The following is a 21,544-nucleotide window of genomic DNA, read 5'->3' on the forward strand; positions in this document are numbered from 1 at the left end:
GGGTCAGGATGCTGCAGGAAGCCGCGACAACCCTTCCAGCAAATCCTGCTTCCGGCCGCACAGTGCGATCCGGACCCAGCCCTCGCCAATGGAGCCGAACGCCGTACCGGGAGCCAGCGCCACGCCCGAATCCGCAAGGAAGCGCCGTACCCAGGACCGCACATCGCCACCGGTCACGTGGGACATATCCGCCCAGAGGTAGAACGCGCCCTGTGCCGGCAGGTAGCGGATTCCCTTCGCCGCCAGGACCGCCGACGCCGCGTCCCGGTTCTCGCGGTAGTGCTGGTGTGCGTGCCGGACATAGTCCTGCGGGCCCGTGAGCGCTGCAAGCGCTGCGTATTGCGGTGCCGATGCCACGCAGGACACGATCGATTCCATGACGTTGTCCATCTTCTGTTCGAGCCCCGGCGGACAGACCAGGGCGCCGATCCGCAGGCCCGTCAGTCCGTAGGTCTTCGACAGCGTCAGCGAGGTGAAGATGCGGGCATCGCTGGGCGTGCTGCCATCGAACCGGGCCGGGCTGACGTGCGGCACTTCGTAGGTGAACGCCTCGTAGCACTCGTCTGAAATGACCCAGATATCGTGGCGGCGGGCCAGTTCCACCAGCTCACGGACAAGTTCCGCGTCGAGCACGGCGCCCAGCGGATTGGAGGGAGAGTTGAGCACCAGCACCCGGGTGCGGCTGGTGATGAGGGCTTCCACGTCGGCCACCCGGGGCTGGAAACCATGCTCCGGGCGCAGGGGATAGCCCACGGGAACGGCGTTTAGCAGCCGGCTGGTCATGGCGAACGTGGGGTAGCCCGGGTTGGGAATCAGGATTTCGTCGCCGGGGGAGAGCAGCAGGCTCATGGCGAAGTGCAGTCCCTGCTGCGCGCCCGACACCACGTACACGCGCTCAGCGCCGACGTCTACGCCCTGTTCTTCCCGGAACCTGGCGGCGAACGCCTCGCGAAGAGCAGGGATGCCGGCATTGGGCGTGTAGTTTGTCTCGTCCCGGTCAAGGCAGGCAATACCCGCGTCCAGGACATGCCGGGGAAGCGCGAACCCTGGTTCCCCGATGCTAAGTACCACGGCGCCCGGCGTGCGCCATGCTGCCTCGGTAATCTCCCGGATCTGGTTGACGGGGACGTCGCGGACATGGGCGGCAAGCTCAGGCATGCCAGCCATCCTAGCCGCCGCGGCTTCCGCCCCACGACGGCCGGTGAGGGAAAGGGACGGCTGCCCGCCGCCGTCGTACGCCCCTCGCCGCTGGGCCCCACGCCTGCCGCTGTACGCCTGCACGGGCGCCCCAACCTGCGCCGATATACTGGGAGGCGTGCTTTCTGGACTGGTGATAGTGGACAAGCCGCAGGGATGGACCAGCCACGATGTGGTTGGCCGGATGCGGCGCCTCGCAGGGACCCGGAAAGTGGGGCACGCAGGAACCCTGGATCCCATGGCCACGGGCGTGCTGGTGCTGGGCATCAACAAAGCCACCCGCCTGCTGACCTACATCGTGGGCACATCCAAGACCTACACCGCCACCATCCGGCTTGGCCAGTCGACCGTCACGGATGATGCGGAGGGCGAGGTCACTGCCACCACCAGCGCCGCCGGCGTCGCCGACGAACAAATCCACGACGCCGTTGCAGCGCTCACGGGCGACATCCAGCAGGTGCCCAGCAGCGTCAGCGCCATCAAGGTCAACGGCGAACGCGCCTACGCACGGGTGCGTTCCGGCGAGGACGTCAAGCTCGCCGCGCGGCCGGTCACCATCCACCGGTTTGAGGTGCATTCGATCCGGCGGGACGGCGACGCCGGTGTCCTGGACCTGGACGTGACCGTTGAGTGCTCTTCCGGCACGTACATCCGGGCACTGGCCCGGGACCTCGGCACCGCCCTGGGCGTCGGAGGCCACCTCACCGCCCTCCGGCGGACCCAGGTGGGGCCCTACACGCTGGACCAGGCGCGGACCCTCGAACAGCTCGCCGATGAGCTCACCGTCCTGGAGATGTCCCAGGCAGCCCGGGCCCTGATGCCCAACCGTGAACTGACCGCGGCGGAGACCGCAGAGATTTCCTTCGGCCGGCGGATCGCAGCCGGCGCGGCAGCCGGCACCCCCGAGGCCGCCACAGCCGAGCACCCGGCGGCTGCCTTCGCCCCTGATGGTTCCCTGGTGGCCCTCCTCGCGGACGCAGGCAGCTACGCCAAACCTGTGCTTGTCTTTGCCCCCGGCACCGGAAACGGCAGCGGGACTGCGGCAACCGCTGCAGCGGAGGCCTGAGTATGGACGGATACTTTTGGATCATCCTCGTCGTCGGCCTCGTGTCCACCCTGCTGTGCCTGGGCGCCGGAATCCTCAAGAAGGCGCCGAACGACGTCACCCTCCTGTCCGTGGTGGCCGTGGAAGCAGCCCTGGTGGTCTACCTGGTGGGTTCGATCGTGCGGGTCATCGCCGGCGAACACATCGCCGGGGAAGCCTGGGAGTTCTGGGGCTACATGGCCACGGCCATGCTGCTGCCACCGGCAGCAATCTACTGGTCCATCCTGGAACGAACCCGGTGGAGCAACTTTGTCCTGGCCGCCGTCGGCGTCACGGCGCTGGTCATGGCTGCCCGAATGAACCAGATCTGGTACTGAAGTGGAAGAAGCAGCAAGAATGAAGAACCAGCAGGCCCAGGCGGCCACCGGCAAGACCCCTGTCCGCAACACCCGCAACACCGGGCCCGGCCGCCTGCTGATCGCGGTGTACGGCGTTTTCGCCATTTCGGCTACTGCCCGCGCCGGCTACCAGATCCTCACCAAGTTCTCCGAGGCCCCGCTGGCGTACCTGCTCTCCGCCTTCGCCGCCGTGGTGTATATCGTGGCGACGATTTCGCTGGCGAAGGCGGGAACCACCTGGTTCAAAGTTTCCGTGGCGGCAGTGCTGGTGGAACTGGTGGGTGTGCTGGTGGTGGGAACACTCAGCATCCTTGACTCCGTCCAGTTCCCGCACGAGACCGTATGGTCCCTCTTTGGCCGCGGCTACGGTTTCATCCCCCTGCTGCTGCCCATCCTGGGCCTGGTGTGGCTGTACCGGCGCCGTCCGTCCAAGGTGGCGGCGGCCCCGGGCAACGCCGCGGAGTAGGCGCAAAAGCTGCGCCGTGAATCCGGGTAACCTTGAAGAGTTCCGCGGCCGGCATGGTTGACGGAACGTCGATGCTTTCAGGCAGCTTAAGGCGAGGGTGATGGTTTACATCTGGAACGATCCGTCCGATGTCCCGGCGGACTTCGGCCCATCTGTTGTCACTTTCGGCAACTTCGACGGCGTTCACCGCGGCCACCAGCAGGTGCTGTCCCAACTGATCCGTTCGGCCCGCCTCGCACAGGCGAAGGCCGTGGCCATCACTTTCGACCCCCACCCGGCAGTCATCCACCGGCCCGAATCGGCCCCGGAGCTGATCATGGGCCTGGATGACAAGCTGGAGGCGCTGGGGGAGCTTGGCCTGGATGCCATCCTGGTAGTCAAATACTCCCTGGATCTTGCCAGCCTCACGGCCGAGGAATTCGTGGAGCAGTACCTGGTGCACTGCCTGCATGCCAGCCACGTGGTCATCGGCCACGACGCCCGCTTTGGACGGGGCAACTCCGGCGACCTGGAGACCATGAAGGCGCTGGGCGAAAAGTTCGGTTTCGACGTCCAGGTCATCAGCGAGTTCGGGTCCGAGGGCTACCCCCTGCATGACGACGGCGGCACGGACCGCCGCTGTTCTTCCACCTGGGTGCGCGAGGCCCTGCAGGAAGGCGACGTCGCCACAGCCGCCTCCGTCCTGGGCCGCCCCCACCGCATGCGCGGCGAAGTGGTGCACGGCGCCGCCCGCGGCAGGGCGCTGGGATTCCCCACGGCAAACCTTTCCCCGGACGCCACGGGCCTGGTCCCGGCCGACGGCATCTACGCCGGCTGGCTGGTGGACCAGGCCGGCAAGCGTTGGCCGGCCGCCATTTCCGTAGGCTCCAACCCCACGTTCGACGGCGTCAGCCGCCAAGTCGAAGCACACGTGATCGACAGGCCAAAGGAAGCCGTGGAGGACTTCGATCTCTACGGCCAGACAGTCATCGTGGAATTCGTGCAGCGGCTCCGGGGCATGGTGGCTTACCGTGGCCCTGAGGCCCTCGTGGAACAAATGCGGCTGGATGTCGACCAGGCGCATCAGCTCCTGGCTGGCCGCTGACTGCAGCCTTCACCAGGCTGACAACAACGAAAGGCTGGACGTGTCCGTCGAGAAGAACACCCGCAAGCTGGACAAGGGGATAGTCCGCGACTTCAGCTCGCGGATGAGCTATGCCTCCTACCTGCAGCTTCCCACGCTGCTCAGCGCGCAACAGCCGGTCAGCCAGCCCGAACATCATGACGAACTGCTGTTCATCATCCAGCACCAGACCACGGAGCTGTGGCTGAAGCTGGTCCTGCATGAACTGCGCAGCGCCGCCGTGTGGCTTCGCGAAGACGACCTCGGCTCGGCGCTCAAGGGCATCGCCCGGGTCAAGCACATCCAGAAGACCCTCACCGAGCAGTGGTCCGTCCTGGCCACCCTGACGCCCACGGAGTATTCGCAGTTCCGAGGCTTCCTGGGCAACTCCTCAGGGTTCCAGTCCGCCCAGTACCGGGCGGTGGAATTCGTCCTGGGGAACAAGAACCGGAAGATGCTCCCGGTCTTCGAGTCCGATCCCCAGGCCCACGCCATGCTGGAGGAACTGCTTGCCGCCCCCAGCATCTATGACGAGTTCCTGGCTTACCTCTCCCGGCAGGGCTTCAATGTCCCCGTCTCAGTCCTTGACCGCGACGTGACCCGCGCCCACGAGTTCGCTCCGGAACTGGTGCCACTCTTCAAGCACATCTACGAGAATGCGGCGGACAACTGGGCGGCGTACGAGGCCTGCGAGGAACTGGTTGACCTGGAGGACAACTTCCAGCTGTGGCGGTTCCGGCACCTGCGCACGGTGCAGCGGACCATCGGCATGAAGACGGGCACGGGCGGGTCCAGCGGTGTGACCTTCCTGCAGAAGGCCCTTGAACTGACGTTCTTCCCGGAACTATTCGCTGTCAGGACGGAGATCGGACAATGAGCATCCATCAGGAAAACCCCACCGGTGTGTCCTCGGAGGAGCTCAGGCAGCATGCCGCTGAGCTGGACCGGAACGATCCCCTGGCCCACTTCCGGGATCACTTCATCGGCACCGACACGCCGCTGTCCTACCTTGACGGCAACTCGCTGGGCAGGCCGTTGAAGCGGACCGCCGACGACGTCGCTGCCTTCGTCCGTGACGAGTGGGGTGGACGCCTCATCCGCGGCTGGGACGAGAAATGGCTCGCCATGCCGCAGGCCATCGGTGACCAGATGGGCCGTGCCGTCCTGGGCGCGGCACCGGGACAGACCATCATCGCGGACTCCACCACCGTGGTGCTGTACAAGCTGATCCGGGCAGCACTTGCGGCAGTGCAGGACCCGGACCGCAACGAACTCGTGCTCGACACCGAGAACTTCCCCACGGACCGCTACCTTGTGGAAGGCATCGCGCTTGAGGAAGGCCTGACCCTCCGCTGGATCGAGCCGGACCCCGCCGCCGGGGTGACCCTTGACCAGGTGAGGCAGGTTACCGGGCCCCGCACCGCCGTCGTCCTCCTCAGCCAGATCGCCTACCGCTCAGGGCACCTTGCCGACCTGCCCGGAATCACCGCGGCAGTGCACGACGCCGGCGCCCTGGTGGTGTGGGACCTTTGCCATTCCGCGGGGTCGGTGGAGATCGACCTGGACGGCGCGGACGTGGACTTCGCTGCCGGGTGCACCTACAAGTACCTCAACGGAGGTCCCGGGTCGCCGGCCTTCGCCTATGTCAATGCCCGGCACCTCGCGTCCCTGAACCAGCCCATCTGGGGCTGGATGGGCCGGAAGGACGCCTTCGAAATGGCTGCAGGCTATGAACCGGCTGCGGGCATCCGCGGTTTCCTCAGCGGCACCCCCGCCATCTTCGGAATGATCGCCATGCAGGGCACACTGGACCTCATTGAGGAAGCATCGATGGGCGCCATTCGGGAAAAGTCCGTGGCATTGACGGCCTTCGCCGTGGAGCTCTTCGATGCCTGGCTGGCGCCGTTGGGCGCGGAACTGGCCTCGCCACGGGAGCCGGGGGAACGGGGCGGCCACATCACGGTGGACCACCCGGACTTCACCAAGGCCACCGTGGAAGCGCTCTGGGACGGGGACGTCATTCCGGATTTCCGCTCGCCGCACGGCATCCGCGTCGGATTGTCACCGCTGAGCACCAGCTTCGCCGAAGTGCTGCAGGGCATGGCGGCCATCCGGGACCGGCTGCAGGGCTGACCCCTCAGGGTTCCTGCCGCCCGTGTTTCGACAAGGTTAGGCCCGGGCCGGTAAACTGGACGACGGATCCGGCTGCAGTCCGTGGCGGCTGGTTCCTGTTGCAGGCGCCCACCTTCGATGATCGGAGTGGGACGGACGCGGCAGACCCGGCAGTGAGTTACTGACCTGGGCCCTCACGGCACATTCCCAAGGAGTAATTGTGGCACTTGACGCCGCTGTAAAGCAGTCCATCATCAAGGAATACGCAACCGCCGAAGGCGACACCGGTTCACCGGAGGTCCAGGTTGCCGTCCTGACCCAGCGGATCAAGGATCTGACTGAGCACATGAAGGAGCACAAGCACGACTACCACACCCAGCGCGGTCTGCTGGCCATGGTTGGTCGTCGCAAGCGTATGCTGAGCTACCTCAAGAAGACTGACATCGCCCGCTACCGTTCGCTCATCGAGCGCCTCGGCCTGCGCCGCTAGTCTGGCTTTGGGGCGGCCCTTTCCACGCGGAACGGGCCGCCTTCTTCAAATGAAAAACTAAACAGGAGGATCAACCGCATCACGCATTCGCGGTCCTCGGTAGTGATCTCCGGGAACGGCTTCGTTGACTGAAGCCGGCGGCCCGTGGGTCTCGATCGATGACCGGGTGCAGGGCCAGTAGACAGATGCTGGCTGGGTTGATGCGGCTGGACTTCCGTAAGAAAGAAACGGAGGTGACTCTCTTGGAGGGTCCCGAAATCCAGTTCTCGGAAGCAGTCATTGACAATGGCCGTTTCGGCAAGCGCGTAATCCGCTTCGAAACCGGCCGCCTTGCCAAGCAGGCAGCCGGCGCAGCCATGGTGTACATCGACGATGACACCGCGCTGCTGTCCGCCACCACCGCCGGCAAGCACCCGCGTGAAGGCTTCGACTTCTTCCCGCTGACCGTCGACGTCGAAGAGCGCATGTACGCTGCCGGCCGCATCCCGGGTTCGTTCTTCCGCCGCGAAGGCCGCCCGTCCACCGAAGCCATCCTGGCCTGCCGCCTGATGGACCGCCCGCTGCGCCCCGCCTTCATCAAGGGCCTGCGCAACGAGGTCCAGATCGTGGTGACCGTCCTGGCCATCAACCCGGACGAGCTCTACGACGTTGTGGCCATCAACGCCTCCTCGATGTCCACCCAGCTGTCCGGCCTGCCGTTCTCCGGCCCCATCGGCGGCGTCCGCGTTGCCCTGGTAAACGACGAGAACGGTTCCCAGTGGGTCGCGTTCCCCAAGCACTCCCAGCTGGAGAACTCGGTCTTCAACATGGTTGTCGCCGGCCGCGTTGCCGGTGACGACGTCGCCATCATGATGGTTGAGGCCGAAGCCACGGACAACTCCTGGAACCTCATCAAGGAACAGGGCGCAACCGCTCCCACCGAAGAGGTTGTGGCCGAGGGCCTTGAGGCTGCCAAGCCGTTCATCAAGGCACTGTGCGACGCCCAGGCCGACCTCGCCGCCCGCGCTGCCAAGCCCACGGTCGAGTTCCCGGTCTTCCTGGACTACGAGGACGACGTTTACGCCGCCGTCGAGTCCGCTGCAGCCGACAAGCTCGCCGCTGTCTTCCAGATCGCCGACAAGCAGGAGCGCGACAACGCTTCCGACGCTCTCAAGGACGAGGTCCTGGCCAACCTGGCCGGCCAGTTCGAAGGCCGCGAGAAGGAACTGTCCGCAGCCTTCCGCTCGGTCACCAAGCACGTTGTGCGCCAGCGCATCCTCAAGGACCAGATCCGCATCGACGGCCGTGGCCTGACGGACATCCGCCAGCTTACCGCCGAGGTTGAGGTCCTGCCCCGCGTCCACGGCTCGGCCATCTTCGAACGCGGCGAGACCCAGATCATGGGTGTCACCACGCTGAACATGCTGAAGATGGAACAGCAGATCGACTCGCTGTCTCCGGTCACGCGCAAGCGCTACATGCACAACTACAACTTCCCGCCGTACTCCACCGGTGAGACCGGCCGCGTGGGCTCGCCCAAGCGCCGCGAAATCGGCCACGGCGCCCTGGCAGAGCGCGCACTCGTGCCCGTCCTGCCGTCCCGCGAAGAGTTCCCGTACGCCATCCGCCAGGTGTCCGAGGCCCTCGGATCCAACGGTTCGACGTCGATGGGTTCCGTCTGCGCCTCCACCCTGTCCCTGCTGAACGCCGGTGTGCCCCTGAAGGCCGCCGTCGCCGGCATCGCCATGGGCCTGGTCTCCGACCAGGTTGACGGCCAGACCCGCTACGCAGCCCTGACCGACATCCTCGGCGCCGAAGACGCCTTCGGTGACATGGACTTCAAGGTTGCCGGTACCTCCGAGTTCGTCACGGCCATCCAGCTGGACACCAAGCTCGACGGCATCCCCGCATCCGTTCTGGCGGCGGCCCTGAAGCAGGCCCGCGAAGCACGCCTGCACATCCTCGAGGTCATCAACTCGGCCATCGACACCCCGGACGAGCTCTCCGAGTTCGCTCCGCGCGTCATCGCCGTGAAGATCCCCGTGGACAAGATCGGCGAGGTCATCGGCCCCAAGGGCAAGATGATCAACCAGATCCAGGAAGACACCGGCGCCGACATCTCCATCGAGGACGACGGCACGGTCTACATTGGCGCCACCAACGGCCCGTCTGCCGACGCAGCACGCTCCGCCATCAACGCCATCGCGAACCCGCAGGTCCCGGAAATCGGCGAGCGTTACCTGGGTACGGTCGTCAAGACCACCACCTTCGGTGCTTTCGTGTCGCTGACCCCGGGCAAGGACGGCCTCCTGCACATCTCCGAGCTCCGCAAGCTGGCCAACGGCAAGCGCGTGGACAACGTGGAGGACGTGGTCTCCGTCGGACAGAAGATCCAGGTGGAAATCACCAAGATCGATGACCGCGGAAAGCTCTCGCTCGCCCCGGTGGTTGCCGAGGAAGAGGCTCCGGCCGACTCCGAGCGCGTCCACGCCACGGAGCCCGCTGAAGGCGCTGACGTCTAACAGTCCGGGCTTCCGGGCATCAGCATGAATCGGCGGGACCGGTGGATGATCCACCGGTCCCGCCGCTGTTACGATGGCAGCCAGATCCGGCTGCCCGTCCTGAAAGGCATCAATGACTGTTGTACCCCTGCCGCTTGAGCAGAACCACGCCGGCGACACCCTGGTCCACGGCTCCGACGGCGGGTCCGAGGTCCGGCGTTCCGTGCTGCCGGGGGGAGTGCGGGTACTGACGGAAGCGATGCCGGGGCAGCGGTCCGCCACCATCGGGTTTTGGGTTGGCGTGGGTTCCCGGGACGAGGCGCCCGGCCAGCACGGGTCCACCCACTTCCTGGAGCACCTGCTGTTCAAGGGCACCAAGCGCCGTACTGCCTTGGAGATTGCTTCGGCGTTCGACGAGGTGGGCGGCGAGTCGAACGCGGCAACAGCCAAGGAAAGCACCTGCTACTTTGCCCGGGTCCTCGATTCGGACCTTCCCATGGCAATTGACGTGATTGCGGACATGATCACCGGTGCTGTGCTGGACCCCGATGAGATGGAGCAGGAACGGGACGTCATCCTCGAGGAAATCGCGATGGACAGCGATGACCCCACCGACGTTGCCCACGAACACTTTGTCGCCGCGGTCCTGGGCAGCCATCCTCTCGGCCGCCCCATCGGCGGTACACCCACGGCCATCAAGGCCGTTGCCCGCGACTCCGTCTGGGAGCACTACCGCAGGTACTACAAGCCGCAGGAACTCGTCATCACCGCCGCGGGCGGCCTCGACCACGACGTCGTCTGCGGACTCGTGGTGGAGGCCCTTGAGTCCTCGGGGTGGTCGCTGGAGCCTGACGCGGCCCCCGTGCAGCGGCGGTCAACGGAGCGGGCCCTGATCACCGGCACCGCCGGCCTGCACGTGGTCAAGCGAGCCGTGGAGCAGGCGAACATCATCATGGGATGCCCCACGATCGTCGCCACCGACGAACGCCGCTACGTCATGAGCGTCCTGAACGCAGTCCTGGGCGGAGGCATGTCCTCCCGGCTGTTCCAGGAAGTCCGCGAGAAGCGGGGCTTGGTGTACTCCACCTACTCCTTCGCTTCGTCATACGCCGACGCCGGCTACTTCGGCATGTACGCCGGCTGCACGCCATCCAAGGTACGCCAGGTGGTGGACCTGCTGGGCGTGGAGTTGGACAAGCTCGCCGAGCACGGCATTTCGGACGATGAACTCCGCAAGGCAGTGGGCCAGCTGGGCGGCGGAATCGTCCTGGCGCTGGAGGACACCGGCTCCCGCATGTCCCGGCTGGGCCGGGCCGAGCTGGTCTCCGGCGAATACCAGGACATCGACGAAACCCTTCGCCTGATCAAAGCCGTCACGGCAGAGCAGGTGCAGGAACTGGCCGCAGAACTCGCTGCCGCACCGCGGACCATCACAGTAGTGGGCCCTTTTGAAGAGTCGGAGACGTTCGGGCTGTAAGACGCTGGCGCGGCGGCCGCCAAGAGTCCATCCTGAGGTAGCAGCGATTCTTGGGAGGGGCGGCGTGACAGCGAACCAGCCGGCGCAGGTGCAGGTGCATCCTGCCCTGTCAGCCCTCCTTGGCCATTGGCGGGGAAGCACCCGCGTGGCTGCGGGGCCTTGGGGGCCCGCCAGCGACGTGGAAGCTGAAGTTTCGTATACCCGGGTGGCCGGTGGCCTTGGGACGGTACAGAGCTACCGGCACGTTGAGCCGGACGGGGGCCACTTCGAAGGGCACGGCATCTTCACCCTCGACCCCGTCCATCCGGATGTGCTTTGGTACTACGTGGACAGCCCTGGTGGCGGCCCGGGTACAGCCGCGCGCTGCACCTGGCACGACGGCGTCCTGCGCATTGAACGCCACGGCGACGGCGGCTGGACGCGCCATTCAATCTGGGTGGAAGACGATGTCCTGACCCATGTCACCGACCTCCGGTCCCCCGACACGCACGACGGCGGCGACTCACCCGAGGCTGGGATCGACGGCAAGGCTTCGCCCTACCGGCCGTTCATGCGCTCGGTATTTCAACGGGCGTGACAGCAATTGATCGCGGTAGTGGCTACAGGACAGCGTTAAGAAGGCAGCGAGGTGTCTCCACTGTCACGTCAGCGAGAGCAGTAGCTCCCAGTCTGTTTGTGGGTCTGGCGGCAACATAAAGGGTTTCGCGTAGAAGTCGTCCCAGAGGGCATCGGTAGCGCAGAGGTCGTCCGGATCCAGCAGGTTGTCCCCGTCGGGTTCCTCCATTTCCAGCTCCGGCCACGCTGGGACCTCGGCAAGCACTTCCTTGTTAGGCAAATCCTCCAGCGGCCTGGTTGCATCTGATTCAGCTGTGGCAGTGGGCGGGGCTGCCGTGTGCGGTGCGGTTTCCAGCGCAGCGGTGAAATTACTCCACGGCAAAATTCCCGGTGGCCAGTGCGTTGGTTCTCGGTCTGGGTGTTCGGGTTTGTAGTGGCGGCCGCTGGGTGAGGTCCAACCGGGTGGCTCATGTTGGGTTGCGGCATCAGGTACCCATGCCCGGGCGTGCTTCAGGTGGTGGTGTTTCGGGCAAAGTTGTCCGAGATTGCTGATCCCGGTGCTTCCACCGTGTTCCCAAGCTGTGCCATGGTCGATTTCGTTGTCGGGGGTGCGGTTGGTGCAGCCGGGGAAGGTGCACTTGCCGTCGCGCATCCTGATCCATTGTTTGATGGTTTCGGTGAGCCGGTAGTTTGTCCTGCCGATTTCCAGTGGTGCCCCGTCGCGGGGGTCGACCAGGACCCGGTAGAACGAATGCGCCCCGTCAGCGACGAGTTTGCGGGCCGTGGACGCGGGGATTGGGCCGAGGCCGTCGAGCGTGGCGGGTTCGTCGGTGCTGCCGAGGAGGGAGAACACCGGCACGGTGACCAGGACGTCGGCCTTGGGGGTGGGTGTCTTGATGGGCCCGGCAGGGTTTCCGGCACCGAGCAGCAGGGAGGCGGCGATGTCGGGGCGGAGTTGGGTGAGGGTGCGGGCCTCGTCCGGGCTTTGGAGGCCGCGGGCGGTGGCGGTGGTGCGGTTCCTGATGGCGCACGCGGTGTCGCCGGGGAGGTAGAGGGAGAGCCAGGCCATGCCGTCCCGGTCGGGGCTGTATTCCATCCGCCGGTCCGTCACACCTTTGGCGTGGCGTTTCTCAATGGAGTCGGGGTGGTGGCGTTCCCGCCACCCACGGACTTTCGCCCGGAACCGGAACGGGACAAGCTCACCGGGGGCTGCGCCGCGTGCGGGGTTGGGGGCGTCGGGGTCGAAGAAATGCGCCACCAACTCCATGGCGCCTTCGGGGGTGAGTTCTTCGGTTTCGTCGGCAATGATGCGGGCGTGCTGCCAGGACACGGCACCGGCGGACAGGGCCTCGAGCACCGGTGGCAGGGAACAGGGCCGCCGTGACTGGTCCACCAACGCGCCCGCGGCCGCGGAGCTGATGGTCAGGACCCCGGCGATCTCCTCCACGACAGACATCTCCGCATAGGTGCGGTCCTGCAGGGAGGCATCCGGCCCGGTCATGGCCTGCTGCAACCGGACGCACTCCGTCACGTCCCGCGCCTTCACCGCCGCAAGCTGCGCCTCCAACCGGGCAACAACCTCCAACCGCTCCAGGCACAGCTCATATCGGCGCTGCAGCACGTCGATATCTCCAGCCGAAGCAGTCAGCGCAGGATGTTCGAGGTTCCGGTCCTCAAGAACCAGCGCATCAAGGGCAGCGACAGAGGCACGAACGCCCTCCAGCACCGCCCCAAAACCACCGTTGATTCCCATACCCACATCATCCAACCAGGGTCTGACAATCGAGCCCGCCCGCAGAGCCCGGACAGTCAAAACCCGCATGGCTCCGGCTGCCCTGTGCTGGCTAGCCCCCCGCGAACGGCGGCAGTACGTCCACCACGTCGTCGGGACCCAGCACCGTCGCCTGGTCCCGCACGGCCACCTCATTGAGCAGGAAGCTGCTGCGGGAGAGGAGGCGGGGGAGTGGCGGGGTCCCGGCGGGGGGCTCGGGCCGTTCCACCGCTGCTACGGCTGCCAGCAGGTCAGCCACCGTGGCTCCGGCAGGCAGGTCGAACTTCTCGTCCTCAAAGCCTGCGGCAGCGCGTGCGGCAGCAAAGTAACGTACCAACATCTCTGTCAGCCCCCGATGGCACTCATGCTGCGGTCCGGCTGGACGAAGTCCGGAGCGTCCAGGCCCACATGGTCCATGCCGTGGGCTTTAGGTTTGATCCACATGGCGTCCTGCCACCGCTGGGCCAGCTCATCATCGCTGGCACCGGAGCGAAGCAGGCCCAGCAAATCGAACTCCTCCCGCGAGAACAGGCAGCTCATGATCTTGCCCTCGGCGGTGATCCTGGTGCGCCGGCAGTCGGAGCAGAACGGCTCAGTCACGGAGGCAATGATGCCCACTGTTCCCAAAACCGGTCCGTCGGCGTCCAGCGAACCTTCCGCCCGCCGTCGTACCTCAAAACGTTCCGCCGGGGCACCGTCACGTTCGCGGGGATCGGGGCTAAGGACGAAGTCGCGGGACAGCAATCCGCGGATTTCAGCCGCGGTGATCATGTTGCGGCGCGTCCAGCCGTGGTCGGCATCGAGCGGCATCTGCTCGATGAACCGCAGTTCGTACCCTCGCTCCAGGGCCCAGGCCAGCAGCTGCGGCGACTCGGCATCATTGATGCCCCTCATCAGAACGGCGTTCAATTTGACCGGGCCAAGGCCCGCAGCCCAGGCGGCGTCAACGCCGGCCAGGACCTGGTCCAGGAAAGGTCGGCGGGTCAGCTTGGTGAACGTTTCCTCATGCAGCGAATCCAGGGAGACGTTGATGCGCGTCAGGCCGGCGTCCTTGAGCGCCGCCGCCTTCTTCGCCAGCCCAACAGCGTTGGTAGTCATGGAAATCGGGAGGTCCGGGTGGTTGGCCCGCAGGGCAGCGATGATCTCCACCAGGTCATGCCTGACCAGCGGCTCCCCGCCCGTCAGCCGCAGTTCGCGGACACCCAGCTGGTCCACGCCGACGCGCACTATCCGAATGATTTCCGCAGCCGACATCACCGCCTGCTTTGCCAGCCATTCCAGGCCTTCAGCCGGCATGCAGTACGTGCAGCGGAGGTTGCACTTATCGGTCAGGGACAACCGCATGTCTGTGGCCCGGCGTCCATAGCGGTCCACCAGTCCAGCAGGCGCATCCGCAGGCCGGCGCGCGGGAACGGCGGGCAGCGCCGATGCTGCTTCCTCCCGCGGCTGGGGCATGCCTAGCTGGACACTCATAAATTCAGGCTACGCCACGTTGAGCCGCCCATCACAGCCGTGACTTCCGCAGATCCGGCCGAGTCCCGGCCAAGGGCCCCGATCCGCCCCGGGGACCGCCGGCGAACCTATGCTGAAGGTGTGAACATTTCCCGGCAAAAGCAGGGGTCGGACGACGACGGCGCACGGCTTGGGGAGCGGGCGGACAGTCCCGTTCGGCAACAGGCAGTCCGGCGCGGCGTGGGCGGTTGGGCCGCCGCCGCCGGGATAGTCGCAGCCGGCGGGGGCGTCGCAGCGGGAGAGCTGGTGGCCGGGTTCGCCAGCCCGTCCCTTTCACCCCTGACCGCTGTTGGCGGGGCCGTCATCGATGCAGTCCCGCCGGGCGTTAAAGACTGGGCGGTCTCGCTCTTCGGGACGGCAGACAAGGCAGCCCTCCTGGCGGGCATGGCGTTGGTCATCGCCGCACTGGCCGCACTTGCCGGAGTCCTTGAGTTCCGAAGACGGTTCGCCGGTTCCTCGGTGGTGGCCATCTTCGGCCTGGCGGGCGCGGCCGCGGTCCTGACGCGTTCCCAAATGACCCTGCCGGCCCTGATCTCCCCGCTCGTGGCTGCGGTGGTCGCAGTCGCACTCCTGCGGTTCCTGGTGGGCAGGCTGCACGGGTGGGAAGACGCAGAGGACGGGGAAAGCGTCGCGGCCGCGGGTTCCCGCCGGATCTTCCTCCAGGCCTTTGCCATTACCGCAGCGGCTTCCGCTGCAGGCGGCGTGGTGGCAGGAATCTGGCGCGGCGCCGCTGCTGCCGTCAGCGAAGCCAGGGCGCGCATAGGCCTCCCGGTACCGGCATCACCGGCGCCGTCCATCCCGGCCGGTGCCGAGTCAGGCGTGGCAGGCGTAACCCCGATCGTCACGCCAAACCGCGACTTTTACCGGATCGACACGGCACTCTCCGTTCCGGCGGTGAACCCGGACACCTGGGTCCTCAAAGTGACAGGGATGGTGGCCCGGGAAGTCCAGCTTTCCTTCTCCGACCTGCTGGCGAAACCCCTGACGGAACGCCACATCACCATCGCCTGCGTTTCCAACGGCGTTGGCGGGGACCTGATCGGCAACGCCCGCTGGCTCGGGTGGCCGGTCCGCGACCTCCTCGCCCAGGCCGTTCCGCAGCCGGGCGCGGACATGGTCCTCTCCCGCAGCACCGACGGTTGGACCGCCGGGACGCCCCTGGAAGTCCTCACCGACAACCGGGATGCCCTGCTCGCCGTCGCCATGAATGGTGAACCCCTGCCGCTTGAGCACGGTTTCCCGGTCCGGCTGGTTGTGCCCGGACTTTACGGCTACGTCTCTGCCACCAAATGGCTGACAGAACTCAAGGTCACCCGGTTCGCGGACGACGCCGGGTACTGGACTCCGCGCGGGTGGTCCGAGCGCGGCCCCATCAAGATCTCATCCCGCATCGACGTTCCCCGCAGCGGGCGTCCCGCCAACCCGGGAAGCGTGGTGTTCGCAGGTGTCGCCTGGGCCCAGCACACCGGCATCAGGGCTGTTGAGCTGCGGATCAACAGGGGACCCTGGAAGGAGGCGGAGCTCGCTTCCGGCATCTCGGTGGACACCTGGTACCAGTGGAAGCTGGCGGTTGACCTCACCCCGGGCCAGTACGAGGTACAGGTCCGCGCCACGGGCCTGGACGGCCGGCCCCAGGACGAAACGTCACGGCCCCCCGCACCTGACGGGGCCACGGGATTCCACACGGTTAGAGTTGACGTGAAATCCTGACGGCCGCGACCAAAGGCGTATTCATGACCAGCCACCCCCACAGCAGTGCTGCACGTGCGCGGTCTGTCGCAGACCACGCCGCGGCCGTCGCACAGCTTCTCCGCCCGTTGCGTTCGGCGGACCGCACCGAAAGCCTGCCGCTGACCCAGGCACTGGGCCGGGGCCTGGCTGGCGACGTCGCCGCGCCCATCAGCCTCCCTCCGTTCGCCAACTCCCAAATGGACGGGTACGCGGTACGTTCCGGAGACATCCCCGACGCCGGTGCCGAACTGCGGATCGTGCCACCTGTACCGGCCGGGTCCAGCCCGCAGCCGCTTGAGCCGGGGACCGCCGCGCCCATCATGACCGGTGCCATGATCCCGGCGGGGGCCGACGCCGTCGTGCCCATCGAACGGGCCGTACCGGACCGCTTCCTGGAGCCGGGCCACGCAGGCACAGTGAAACTGCCGCCCGCCGCCGCTGGCACCTTCGTGCGTTCCGCCGGCAGCGACATCGCAGCAGGGGAGCACGCCCTGGTTGCAGGCACCTGCCTTGGTCCGGCCCAGCTGGGCCTGCTCGCCGCCCTGGGCATCCCGGAGGTGCGGGTGTACAAGGCAGTGACCGTCCTGCTGGTCACCACGGGGGACGAAGTGGTGGAACCGGGCTCCCAGCTCCCGCCAGGGAAGATCTACGACTCCAACGGAACCCTTTTGGAAGCGGCCATGAAGCAGGCCGGGCTCAATGTCCGCCGTGCGGGCATTTCCACCGACAGCCCGGAAGACCTGCGGGCGCTCCTGCGGACGCAAGGCCAGGGCGCCGACCTGATCCTTACGACGGGCGGGGTCAGCAAGGGCGCCTATGAAGTGGTGCGGCAGGCCATGGCGGACCAGCCCGTTGAATTCCTGCATGTGGCCATGCAGCCGGGCGGTCCCCAGGGAGTGGGAACGTTCGACGGCGTCCCTTTCCTTGGGTTTCCCGGCAACCCGGTCAGCTGCCTGGTGTCCTTCGAAATGTTCCTCCGCCCGGCACTCTCGGCGCTGTTGGGGGCTCCCGCGGCCCGGCTGCCGCTGCGCGCCCGCCTGGCCGGGCCCCTCACGTCCCCCGCGCACAAGCACCAGGTCCGCCGCGGAACCCTGCGGCCCGGCGGGACGGTGCAGCTTGAGGGGGGCGAGGGCTCGCACCTGATGCACGCACTCGCCGGCTCCAACGTCCTGGTCCACGTCCCTGCGGGCGTAACGGAGCTCGCGGCCGGCGATGAGGTGGAAGTATGGATGCTGTGAATGCAGAACATACCCCTGCGCTGACGCACCTGCGCCAGGACGGCAGTGCCCAGATGGTGGATGTCTCCGCCAAGGCCGAGACCACCCGGGAGGCCACCGCGACGGCCACCGTCCAAACCACCACCGAGGTCATGCAGCTCCTGGGCACCGGCGGACTCCCCAAGGGCGACGCGCTGGCCGTTGCCCGTGTGGCCGGGATCATGGCCGCCAAACGGACGCCGGATTTGATCCCCCTCTGCCATCCTTTGCCGCTGTCCAAGGTCACAGTGGACTTTGAGCTGGGTCCGGCCGCCGTCACCATCAGCTCCACCGTCAAGACCCGGGGCGTCACCGGGGTGGAAATGGAGGCCCTGACCGCGGCTTCCGTGGCGGCGCTCAGCGTTTACGACATGATCAAGGCCGTGGACAAGCATGCCGTCCTCACGGACATCAAGGTGCTGGCCAAGAGCGGCGGCAAGAGCGGAGACTGGGCACTGTGACCTCACTTTTCAACGCGGCTGAGCCGCACGTGCACGGAGACGTGCAGGGGCGGAAGGCCGGCGTCGTGATCGCCTCCACCCGCGCCGCCGCCGGCATCTACGACGATGAAACCGGCCCGGTCATCACCGACTGGCTCACTGAGCACGGCTTCGAGGTGTTTCCGGCCATGGTGGTCCCGGACGGCGAGCCGGTCGGTGCCGCCATCCGCGCCCTCCTCACCCAGCATCCCGCCGTCGTGATCACCAGCGGGGGAACCGGCCTCAGCCCGGATGACCGCACGCCCGACGTCACGCTGCCGCTGCTGGACCGGGAAATCCCCGGGATCATGGAAGCAATCCGCCATGCCGGGGCTGCCAAGACCCCGCTGGCTGCCCTGAGCCGGGGTTACGCCGGCGCCCATGGGCACACCTTCATTGTGAACCTGCCCGGCTCGCCCAAGGGTGTCATGGACGGGCTCAGCGTCCTGGACCCTTTGATCGGCCATCTGTGCGACCAGCTGGAAGGCGGACATGGGCACTGAAGCATTCGAGGTTGTCAGGGCAGTCCTGAGTGCGGAACCGATTTCCGTGGACCAGGCGATCGACGCCGTGGAGAGCGACACCGCGGGAGCGGTAGTCAGCTTCAGCGGGGTGGTGCGCAACCACGACGGCGGCAAGGCAGTCGAGCGCCTCAGCTACAGTGCGCATCCCACGGCGCACCAGGTGATGGCCGACGTCGTCGCGCGCCTGGTTGCCGAGCAGGACGCCGCAAACGGTGCCGGGGCCGGCCAGCCTGTGCGGATCTGGGCAGCGCACCGGATCGGGATGCTGGAGATCGGAGACCCGGCGCTGGTGTGCGCGGTGTCTGCGGCGCACCGCGGGCAGGCGTTCGCCGTCTGCTCCGAACTGGTGGACCGCATCAAGGAACAAGTGCCCATCTGGAAGGAACAGTTCTTTTCGGACGGCACAGTGGAATGGGTCGGCGCAGGCGGCTGATTCTTCGCGGCACGCGCCGGATGTCGCCTGCGAGGTAACGCACAGCCCACGGTTCCTGCCCGCGCCCGTCCCGCCGGTAGGCTTAACGGCATGACCGAACAACACCCCGCACCCAAGCTGGTGGCCGTCCTGGGCGCCAATGGACGCATGGGCGCCGAGGCCGTCAAGGCCATCGATGCCGCGCCCGACATGAAGCTCGTCGCAGCCCTGGGGCGGGGTGATTCGCTGGAGCAGCTGACCGGATCGGGTGCCCGATACCTGGTGGACCTGACGGTTCCCGAAAGCACCGAAGCGAACGTCCGCTTCGCCGTCGAGCATGGCATCCACGCCGTAGTGGGCACCACCGGCTGGGACGCAGCGCGCCTGTCCGGGCTGGAATCGCTGCTGGCGGAGCACCCGGAGACGGGCGTCCTCATCGCACCGAATTTTGCCCTGGGCTCCGTCCTGGCCTCTGCGTTCGCCGCGAAGGCGTCCAAATACTTCGAGTCCGTGGAAATCATCGAACTCCATCACCCGGACAAGGTGGATGCCCCTTCCGGCACGGCCGTCCGCACCGCGCAGCTGATCGCCGCGGAACGCAAAGCGGCGGATGTGCCGCCCAGTCCTGACGCCACCACCACCGAGCGTGCCGGCGCCCGCGGCTGCGAAGTGGATGGCGTCCGGGTGCACAGCGTCCGGCTCCGCGGCCTGGTGGCCCACCAGGAGGTGCTCCTGGGCGGTCCGGGCGAGCAGCTGACCTTGCGGCACGATTCCTTTGACCGCGCCTCCTTCATGCCGGGCGTGCTCCTGGGCATCCGCAACGTCGCCGCGCACCCCGGCCTCACCGTTGGTTTGGACGGCTACCTGGACCTGGGGCTTTAGGCCGTGAACGGGCTCGCCGCCGGTTTCCGGAAGAACCGCACCAAAATCTGGGTGGGGGCGGTGACTCTGCTGCTGGTCTTCTACCTGGTGGTCTCTTTCCAGCGTTCCCTCCTGTTGCTGTCGGACAGCAACCTGACAGCCAAAGCCATTGGCGCCGCCTACCTCGTGCTGCCCATCATCGGGGCGTGGGCGTTGATCCGGGAGCTGATGTTCGGCGCCCGCACGGAGCAGATGGCCAAGGTCCTGGAGGCCGAAGGCGGCCTGCCCGTGGACGAGCTCCCTCGCACCCCCGGCGGCCGGATCGTCCGGGCGGCGGCAGACGCAGAGTTTGAGAAATACCGCGCCGAAGCCGAGGCCGCTCCCGACGACTGGCGTTCCTGGTTCCGGCTGAGCTGCGCCTATGACGCCGCAGGGGACCGCAAGCGTGCCCGCGCATCCATGCGTGACGCCGTGAGGCTTTTCACCGCCGCGTCCTAGCCGCCGCTGCAGGAGGTGCAGCTTGGGAACCGCGATGGGCATTTCTGCCCATCGCGGTTCTTTGCCGTCCACGGTATGTTCGGTAGGCAATACTTTCCGGTTTGGGGGCGGAAATGGGGTTGGCGGCCATGCCGCCACGATCGTCCCCCGAACCTCGCTTGCGCACCCGCACCCGCACCTCCGTGAAGGACGATCAATGAGCCACCCGAACTATCCCAACGCGCCACACAGCGGACCGTCGGCACCGCCGATTCCGCCGGCGCCGTCAACCTTCCAGGGGCAGGCACCCTATGAAGGGCAGTACCAGGCAGGCCCGCAGGGGGAGTACCAGCCCGGCCCGTACAACCAGGGCCCCTACCCAGGGGAACCGGGCAAGTCCTTCATGACCACCTGGCTCCTGTCCCTCCTCCTCGGCTCTTTTGGTGCAGACCGCTTCTACCTGGGCAAGACCGGTACGGCCGTTGCCAAGCTGCTGACCGGCGGAGGCGCGGGCATCTGGGCCATTGTGGACCTGATCATGACCCTGACCGGAAACACCCGGGACAAAGACGGCCGTCCGCTGGAGGGCTACCAGGAAAACAAAAAGAAAGCCTGGATCATCACCGCCGTCCTGTGGCTGGTGAGCATCATCACCGGAATCCTGCTGGCCATGGCATCCCTCGCCATGGTTGGCGCGGCCATCGATGCCCGCAAGACCCCTGTTGCGCCGGAGCCTCCTTCGGCCTCGCAGGCCGCACCTGCTCCGTCCGGTGGATCCGCCGCCGGTGCCAACTCCGTGGTGGCTACCGTCTCGGAGGGCAACACGGTGAAGATCGGCGTCCTCGACTCGATCTACACGGCGCAGATTCCGGGCATGGACTACCTGCAGCCGAAGAACGGCGGCTTCCTCGCCATCCAGGTCTCCTGGGAGACGCTGACCGGCACCAGTTTTTCCAGCCCCTCGAATTTTATGGTCTACGACGCCGACGGCAAGGAAGGCGAACTGGTTTACCTCGATAACGGGCTGGGAGCCCTGCCCACGGATGAAGTAGGCGCCGGTGATGCCCGCCAGGGCGTCATTGCGTTCGACGTAAAGAAGGGTCCGGTCAAGGTGGTTATCAACGACGACTATGGAGATCAGGCGTCCGCTTTCACCCTGACTGCGAAGTAGCCGGACCCACGCTGGCAACCGGTCACTA

22 protein-coding genes are annotated in these 21,544 nt (G+C 66.7%); 18 read left to right on the top strand and 4 right to left on the bottom strand.

The genetic code is table 11. From position 1 onward, the window contains the following. Positions 1-3 precede the first annotated feature (3 nt). Positions 4-1,158: a pyridoxal phosphate-dependent aminotransferase gene (locus J2X98_RS01310; protein WP_307303599.1), complete on the bottom strand. Its 1,155-nt coding sequence runs from the start codon at positions 1,156-1,158 to the stop codon at positions 4-6. Positions 1,159-1,315: 157 nt separating this feature from the next. Between J2X98_RS01310 and truB the strand changes: the two genes are divergently transcribed. From truB to J2X98_RS01360, 10 genes are all read left to right on the top strand, one after another. Continuing rightward, positions 1,316-2,263, top strand: coding sequence for a tRNA pseudouridine(55) synthase TruB (truB, locus tag J2X98_RS01315; protein WP_307303601.1), 948 nt, complete (start codon positions 1,316-1,318; stop codon positions 2,261-2,263). Between the two features lie 2 nt (positions 2,264-2,265). Then, on the top strand, positions 2,266-2,619 hold the full coding sequence (locus tag J2X98_RS01320; RefSeq protein ID WP_141940764.1) for a hypothetical protein: 354 nt from the start codon (positions 2,266-2,268) through the stop codon (positions 2,617-2,619). 19 nt (positions 2,620-2,638) lie between these two features. Next, the gene (locus tag J2X98_RS01325; protein ID WP_307303603.1) at positions 2,639-3,106 is read left to right on the top strand and encodes a hypothetical protein; all 468 of its coding nucleotides are present in this window, start codon (positions 2,639-2,641) and stop codon (positions 3,104-3,106) included. 100 nt (positions 3,107-3,206) lie between these two features. Next, positions 3,207-4,190, top strand: coding sequence for a bifunctional riboflavin kinase/FAD synthetase (locus J2X98_RS01330; RefSeq protein ID WP_307303605.1), 984 nt, complete (start codon positions 3,207-3,209; stop codon positions 4,188-4,190). Between the two features lie 40 nt (positions 4,191-4,230). Beyond that, positions 4,231-5,085 (top strand): tryptophan 2,3-dioxygenase, encoded by an 855-nt coding sequence (gene kynA, locus J2X98_RS01335; RefSeq protein ID WP_141946216.1) that lies wholly within the window; start codon positions 4,231-4,233, stop codon positions 5,083-5,085. Continuing rightward, the gene (gene kynU / locus J2X98_RS01340) at positions 5,082-6,341 is read left to right on the top strand and encodes a kynureninase (protein ID WP_307303607.1); all 1,260 of its coding nucleotides are present in this window, start codon (positions 5,082-5,084) and stop codon (positions 6,339-6,341) included. The genes kynA and kynU overlap by 4 nt, the downstream gene beginning before the upstream one ends. A gap of 199 nt (positions 6,342-6,540) precedes the next feature. Next, the gene (gene rpsO / locus J2X98_RS01345) at positions 6,541-6,810 is read left to right on the top strand and encodes a 30S ribosomal protein S15 (RefSeq protein ID WP_043452786.1); all 270 of its coding nucleotides are present in this window, start codon (positions 6,541-6,543) and stop codon (positions 6,808-6,810) included. A 242-nt stretch (positions 6,811-7,052) separates the two neighbouring features. Further along, positions 7,053-9,311: a polyribonucleotide nucleotidyltransferase gene (locus J2X98_RS01350; protein WP_141946218.1), complete on the top strand. Its 2,259-nt coding sequence runs from the start codon at positions 7,053-7,055 to the stop codon at positions 9,309-9,311. A 112-nt stretch (positions 9,312-9,423) separates the two neighbouring features. Beyond that, a complete protein-coding gene (locus J2X98_RS01355) occupies positions 9,424-10,767 on the top strand; it encodes a M16 family metallopeptidase (RefSeq protein WP_141940768.1) in 1,344 nt (447 codons plus the stop codon). Positions 10,768-10,831: 64 nt separating this feature from the next. Then, positions 10,832-11,344 carry a DUF1579 family protein gene (locus J2X98_RS01360; RefSeq protein WP_307303609.1) on the top strand — a complete coding sequence of 171 codons (513 nt, stop codon included), beginning with the start codon at positions 10,832-10,834 and terminating at the stop codon, positions 11,342-11,344. A gap of 63 nt (positions 11,345-11,407) precedes the next feature. On the opposite strand, the gene J2X98_RS01365 is transcribed toward J2X98_RS01360, so the two are convergent. The 3 genes from J2X98_RS01365 to moaA form a co-directional block, all read right to left on the bottom strand. Continuing rightward, entirely contained in the window at positions 11,408-13,075 is a 1,668-nt protein-coding gene (locus J2X98_RS01365) for an HNH endonuclease signature motif containing protein (RefSeq protein WP_307303612.1), read from the bottom strand. A gap of 91 nt (positions 13,076-13,166) precedes the next feature. Then, complete coding sequence (locus J2X98_RS01370; protein ID WP_141940771.1) at positions 13,167-13,433, bottom strand: MoaD/ThiS family protein; 267 nt, start codon at positions 13,431-13,433, stop codon at positions 13,167-13,169. A 5-nt stretch (positions 13,434-13,438) separates the two neighbouring features. Continuing rightward, positions 13,439-14,566: a GTP 3',8-cyclase MoaA gene (gene moaA / locus J2X98_RS01375; RefSeq protein ID WP_307303615.1), complete on the bottom strand. Its 1,128-nt coding sequence runs from the start codon at positions 14,564-14,566 to the stop codon at positions 13,439-13,441. A gap of 219 nt (positions 14,567-14,785) precedes the next feature. Between moaA and J2X98_RS01380 the strand changes: the two genes are divergently transcribed. From J2X98_RS01380 to J2X98_RS01415, 8 genes are all read left to right on the top strand, one after another. Next, positions 14,786-16,315: a molybdopterin-dependent oxidoreductase gene (locus tag J2X98_RS01380; RefSeq protein WP_307303714.1), complete on the top strand. Its 1,530-nt coding sequence runs from the start codon at positions 14,786-14,788 to the stop codon at positions 16,313-16,315. A gap of 23 nt (positions 16,316-16,338) precedes the next feature. Next, positions 16,339-17,574 carry a molybdopterin molybdotransferase MoeA gene (locus J2X98_RS01385; RefSeq protein ID WP_307303617.1) on the top strand — a complete coding sequence of 412 codons (1,236 nt, stop codon included), beginning with the start codon at positions 16,339-16,341 and terminating at the stop codon, positions 17,572-17,574. After that, complete coding sequence (moaC, locus tag J2X98_RS01390; RefSeq protein ID WP_141940773.1) at positions 17,562-18,053, top strand: cyclic pyranopterin monophosphate synthase MoaC; 492 nt, start codon at positions 17,562-17,564, stop codon at positions 18,051-18,053. The genes J2X98_RS01385 and moaC overlap by 13 nt, the downstream gene beginning before the upstream one ends. After that, positions 18,050-18,574, top strand: coding sequence for a MogA/MoaB family molybdenum cofactor biosynthesis protein (locus J2X98_RS01395; RefSeq protein ID WP_141940774.1), 525 nt, complete (start codon positions 18,050-18,052; stop codon positions 18,572-18,574). Before moaC ends, J2X98_RS01395 begins: the two co-directional genes overlap by 4 nt. Beyond that, positions 18,564-19,028 carry a molybdenum cofactor biosynthesis protein MoaE gene (locus J2X98_RS01400; protein WP_307303620.1) on the top strand — a complete coding sequence of 155 codons (465 nt, stop codon included), beginning with the start codon at positions 18,564-18,566 and terminating at the stop codon, positions 19,026-19,028. The genes J2X98_RS01395 and J2X98_RS01400 overlap by 11 nt, the downstream gene beginning before the upstream one ends. A gap of 90 nt (positions 19,029-19,118) precedes the next feature. Beyond that, entirely contained in the window at positions 19,119-19,889 is a 771-nt protein-coding gene (gene dapB / locus J2X98_RS01405) for a 4-hydroxy-tetrahydrodipicolinate reductase (protein WP_307303622.1), read from the top strand. A 3-nt stretch (positions 19,890-19,892) separates the two neighbouring features. After that, positions 19,893-20,366 carry a hypothetical protein gene (locus J2X98_RS01410; protein ID WP_141940777.1) on the top strand — a complete coding sequence of 158 codons (474 nt, stop codon included), beginning with the start codon at positions 19,893-19,895 and terminating at the stop codon, positions 20,364-20,366. Positions 20,367-20,562: 196 nt separating this feature from the next. Then, entirely contained in the window at positions 20,563-21,516 is a 954-nt protein-coding gene (locus J2X98_RS01415; RefSeq protein ID WP_307303624.1) for a TM2 domain-containing protein, read from the top strand. Positions 21,517-21,544: the final 28 nt, after the last annotated feature.

Origin of the sequence: Pseudarthrobacter enclensis (assembly GCF_030811655.1) — a bacterium.
Taxonomy (GTDB): Bacteria; Actinomycetota; Actinomycetes; order Actinomycetales; family Micrococcaceae; genus Arthrobacter; species Arthrobacter enclensis_A.

Excerpts from the sequence above, each read along its gene's own strand:
- J2X98_RS01310 (WP_307303599.1), bottom strand. The coding sequence starts at position 1,158 with ATGCCTGAGCTTGCCGCCCATGTCCGCGACGTCCCCGTCAACCAGATC.
- J2X98_RS01320 (WP_141940764.1), top strand. The coding sequence starts at position 2,266 with ATGGACGGATACTTTTGGATCATCCTCGTCGTCGGCCTCGTGTCCACC.
- J2X98_RS01325 (WP_307303603.1), top strand. The coding sequence starts at position 2,639 with ATGAAGAACCAGCAGGCCCAGGCGGCCACCGGCAAGACCCCTGTCCGC.
- J2X98_RS01330 (WP_307303605.1), top strand. The coding sequence starts at position 3,207 with ATGGTTTACATCTGGAACGATCCGTCCGATGTCCCGGCGGACTTCGGC.
- kynU (WP_307303607.1), top strand. The coding sequence starts at position 5,082 with ATGAGCATCCATCAGGAAAACCCCACCGGTGTGTCCTCGGAGGAGCTC.
- J2X98_RS01355 (WP_141940768.1), top strand. The coding sequence starts at position 9,424 with ATGACTGTTGTACCCCTGCCGCTTGAGCAGAACCACGCCGGCGACACC.
- J2X98_RS01365 (WP_307303612.1), bottom strand. The coding sequence starts at position 13,075 with ATGGGAATCAACGGTGGTTTTGGGGCGGTGCTGGAGGGCGTTCGTGCC.
- J2X98_RS01370 (WP_141940771.1), bottom strand. The coding sequence starts at position 13,433 with ATGTTGGTACGTTACTTTGCTGCCGCACGCGCTGCCGCAGGCTTTGAG.
- moaA (WP_307303615.1), bottom strand. The coding sequence starts at position 14,566 with ATGAGTGTCCAGCTAGGCATGCCCCAGCCGCGGGAGGAAGCAGCATCG.
- J2X98_RS01385 (WP_307303617.1), top strand. The coding sequence starts at position 16,339 with ATGACCAGCCACCCCCACAGCAGTGCTGCACGTGCGCGGTCTGTCGCA.
- moaC (WP_141940773.1), top strand. The coding sequence starts at position 17,562 with ATGGATGCTGTGAATGCAGAACATACCCCTGCGCTGACGCACCTGCGC.
- J2X98_RS01400 (WP_307303620.1), top strand. The coding sequence starts at position 18,564 with ATGGGCACTGAAGCATTCGAGGTTGTCAGGGCAGTCCTGAGTGCGGAA.
- dapB (WP_307303622.1), top strand. The coding sequence starts at position 19,119 with ATGACCGAACAACACCCCGCACCCAAGCTGGTGGCCGTCCTGGGCGCC.
- J2X98_RS01415 (WP_307303624.1), top strand. The coding sequence starts at position 20,563 with ATGAGCCACCCGAACTATCCCAACGCGCCACACAGCGGACCGTCGGCA.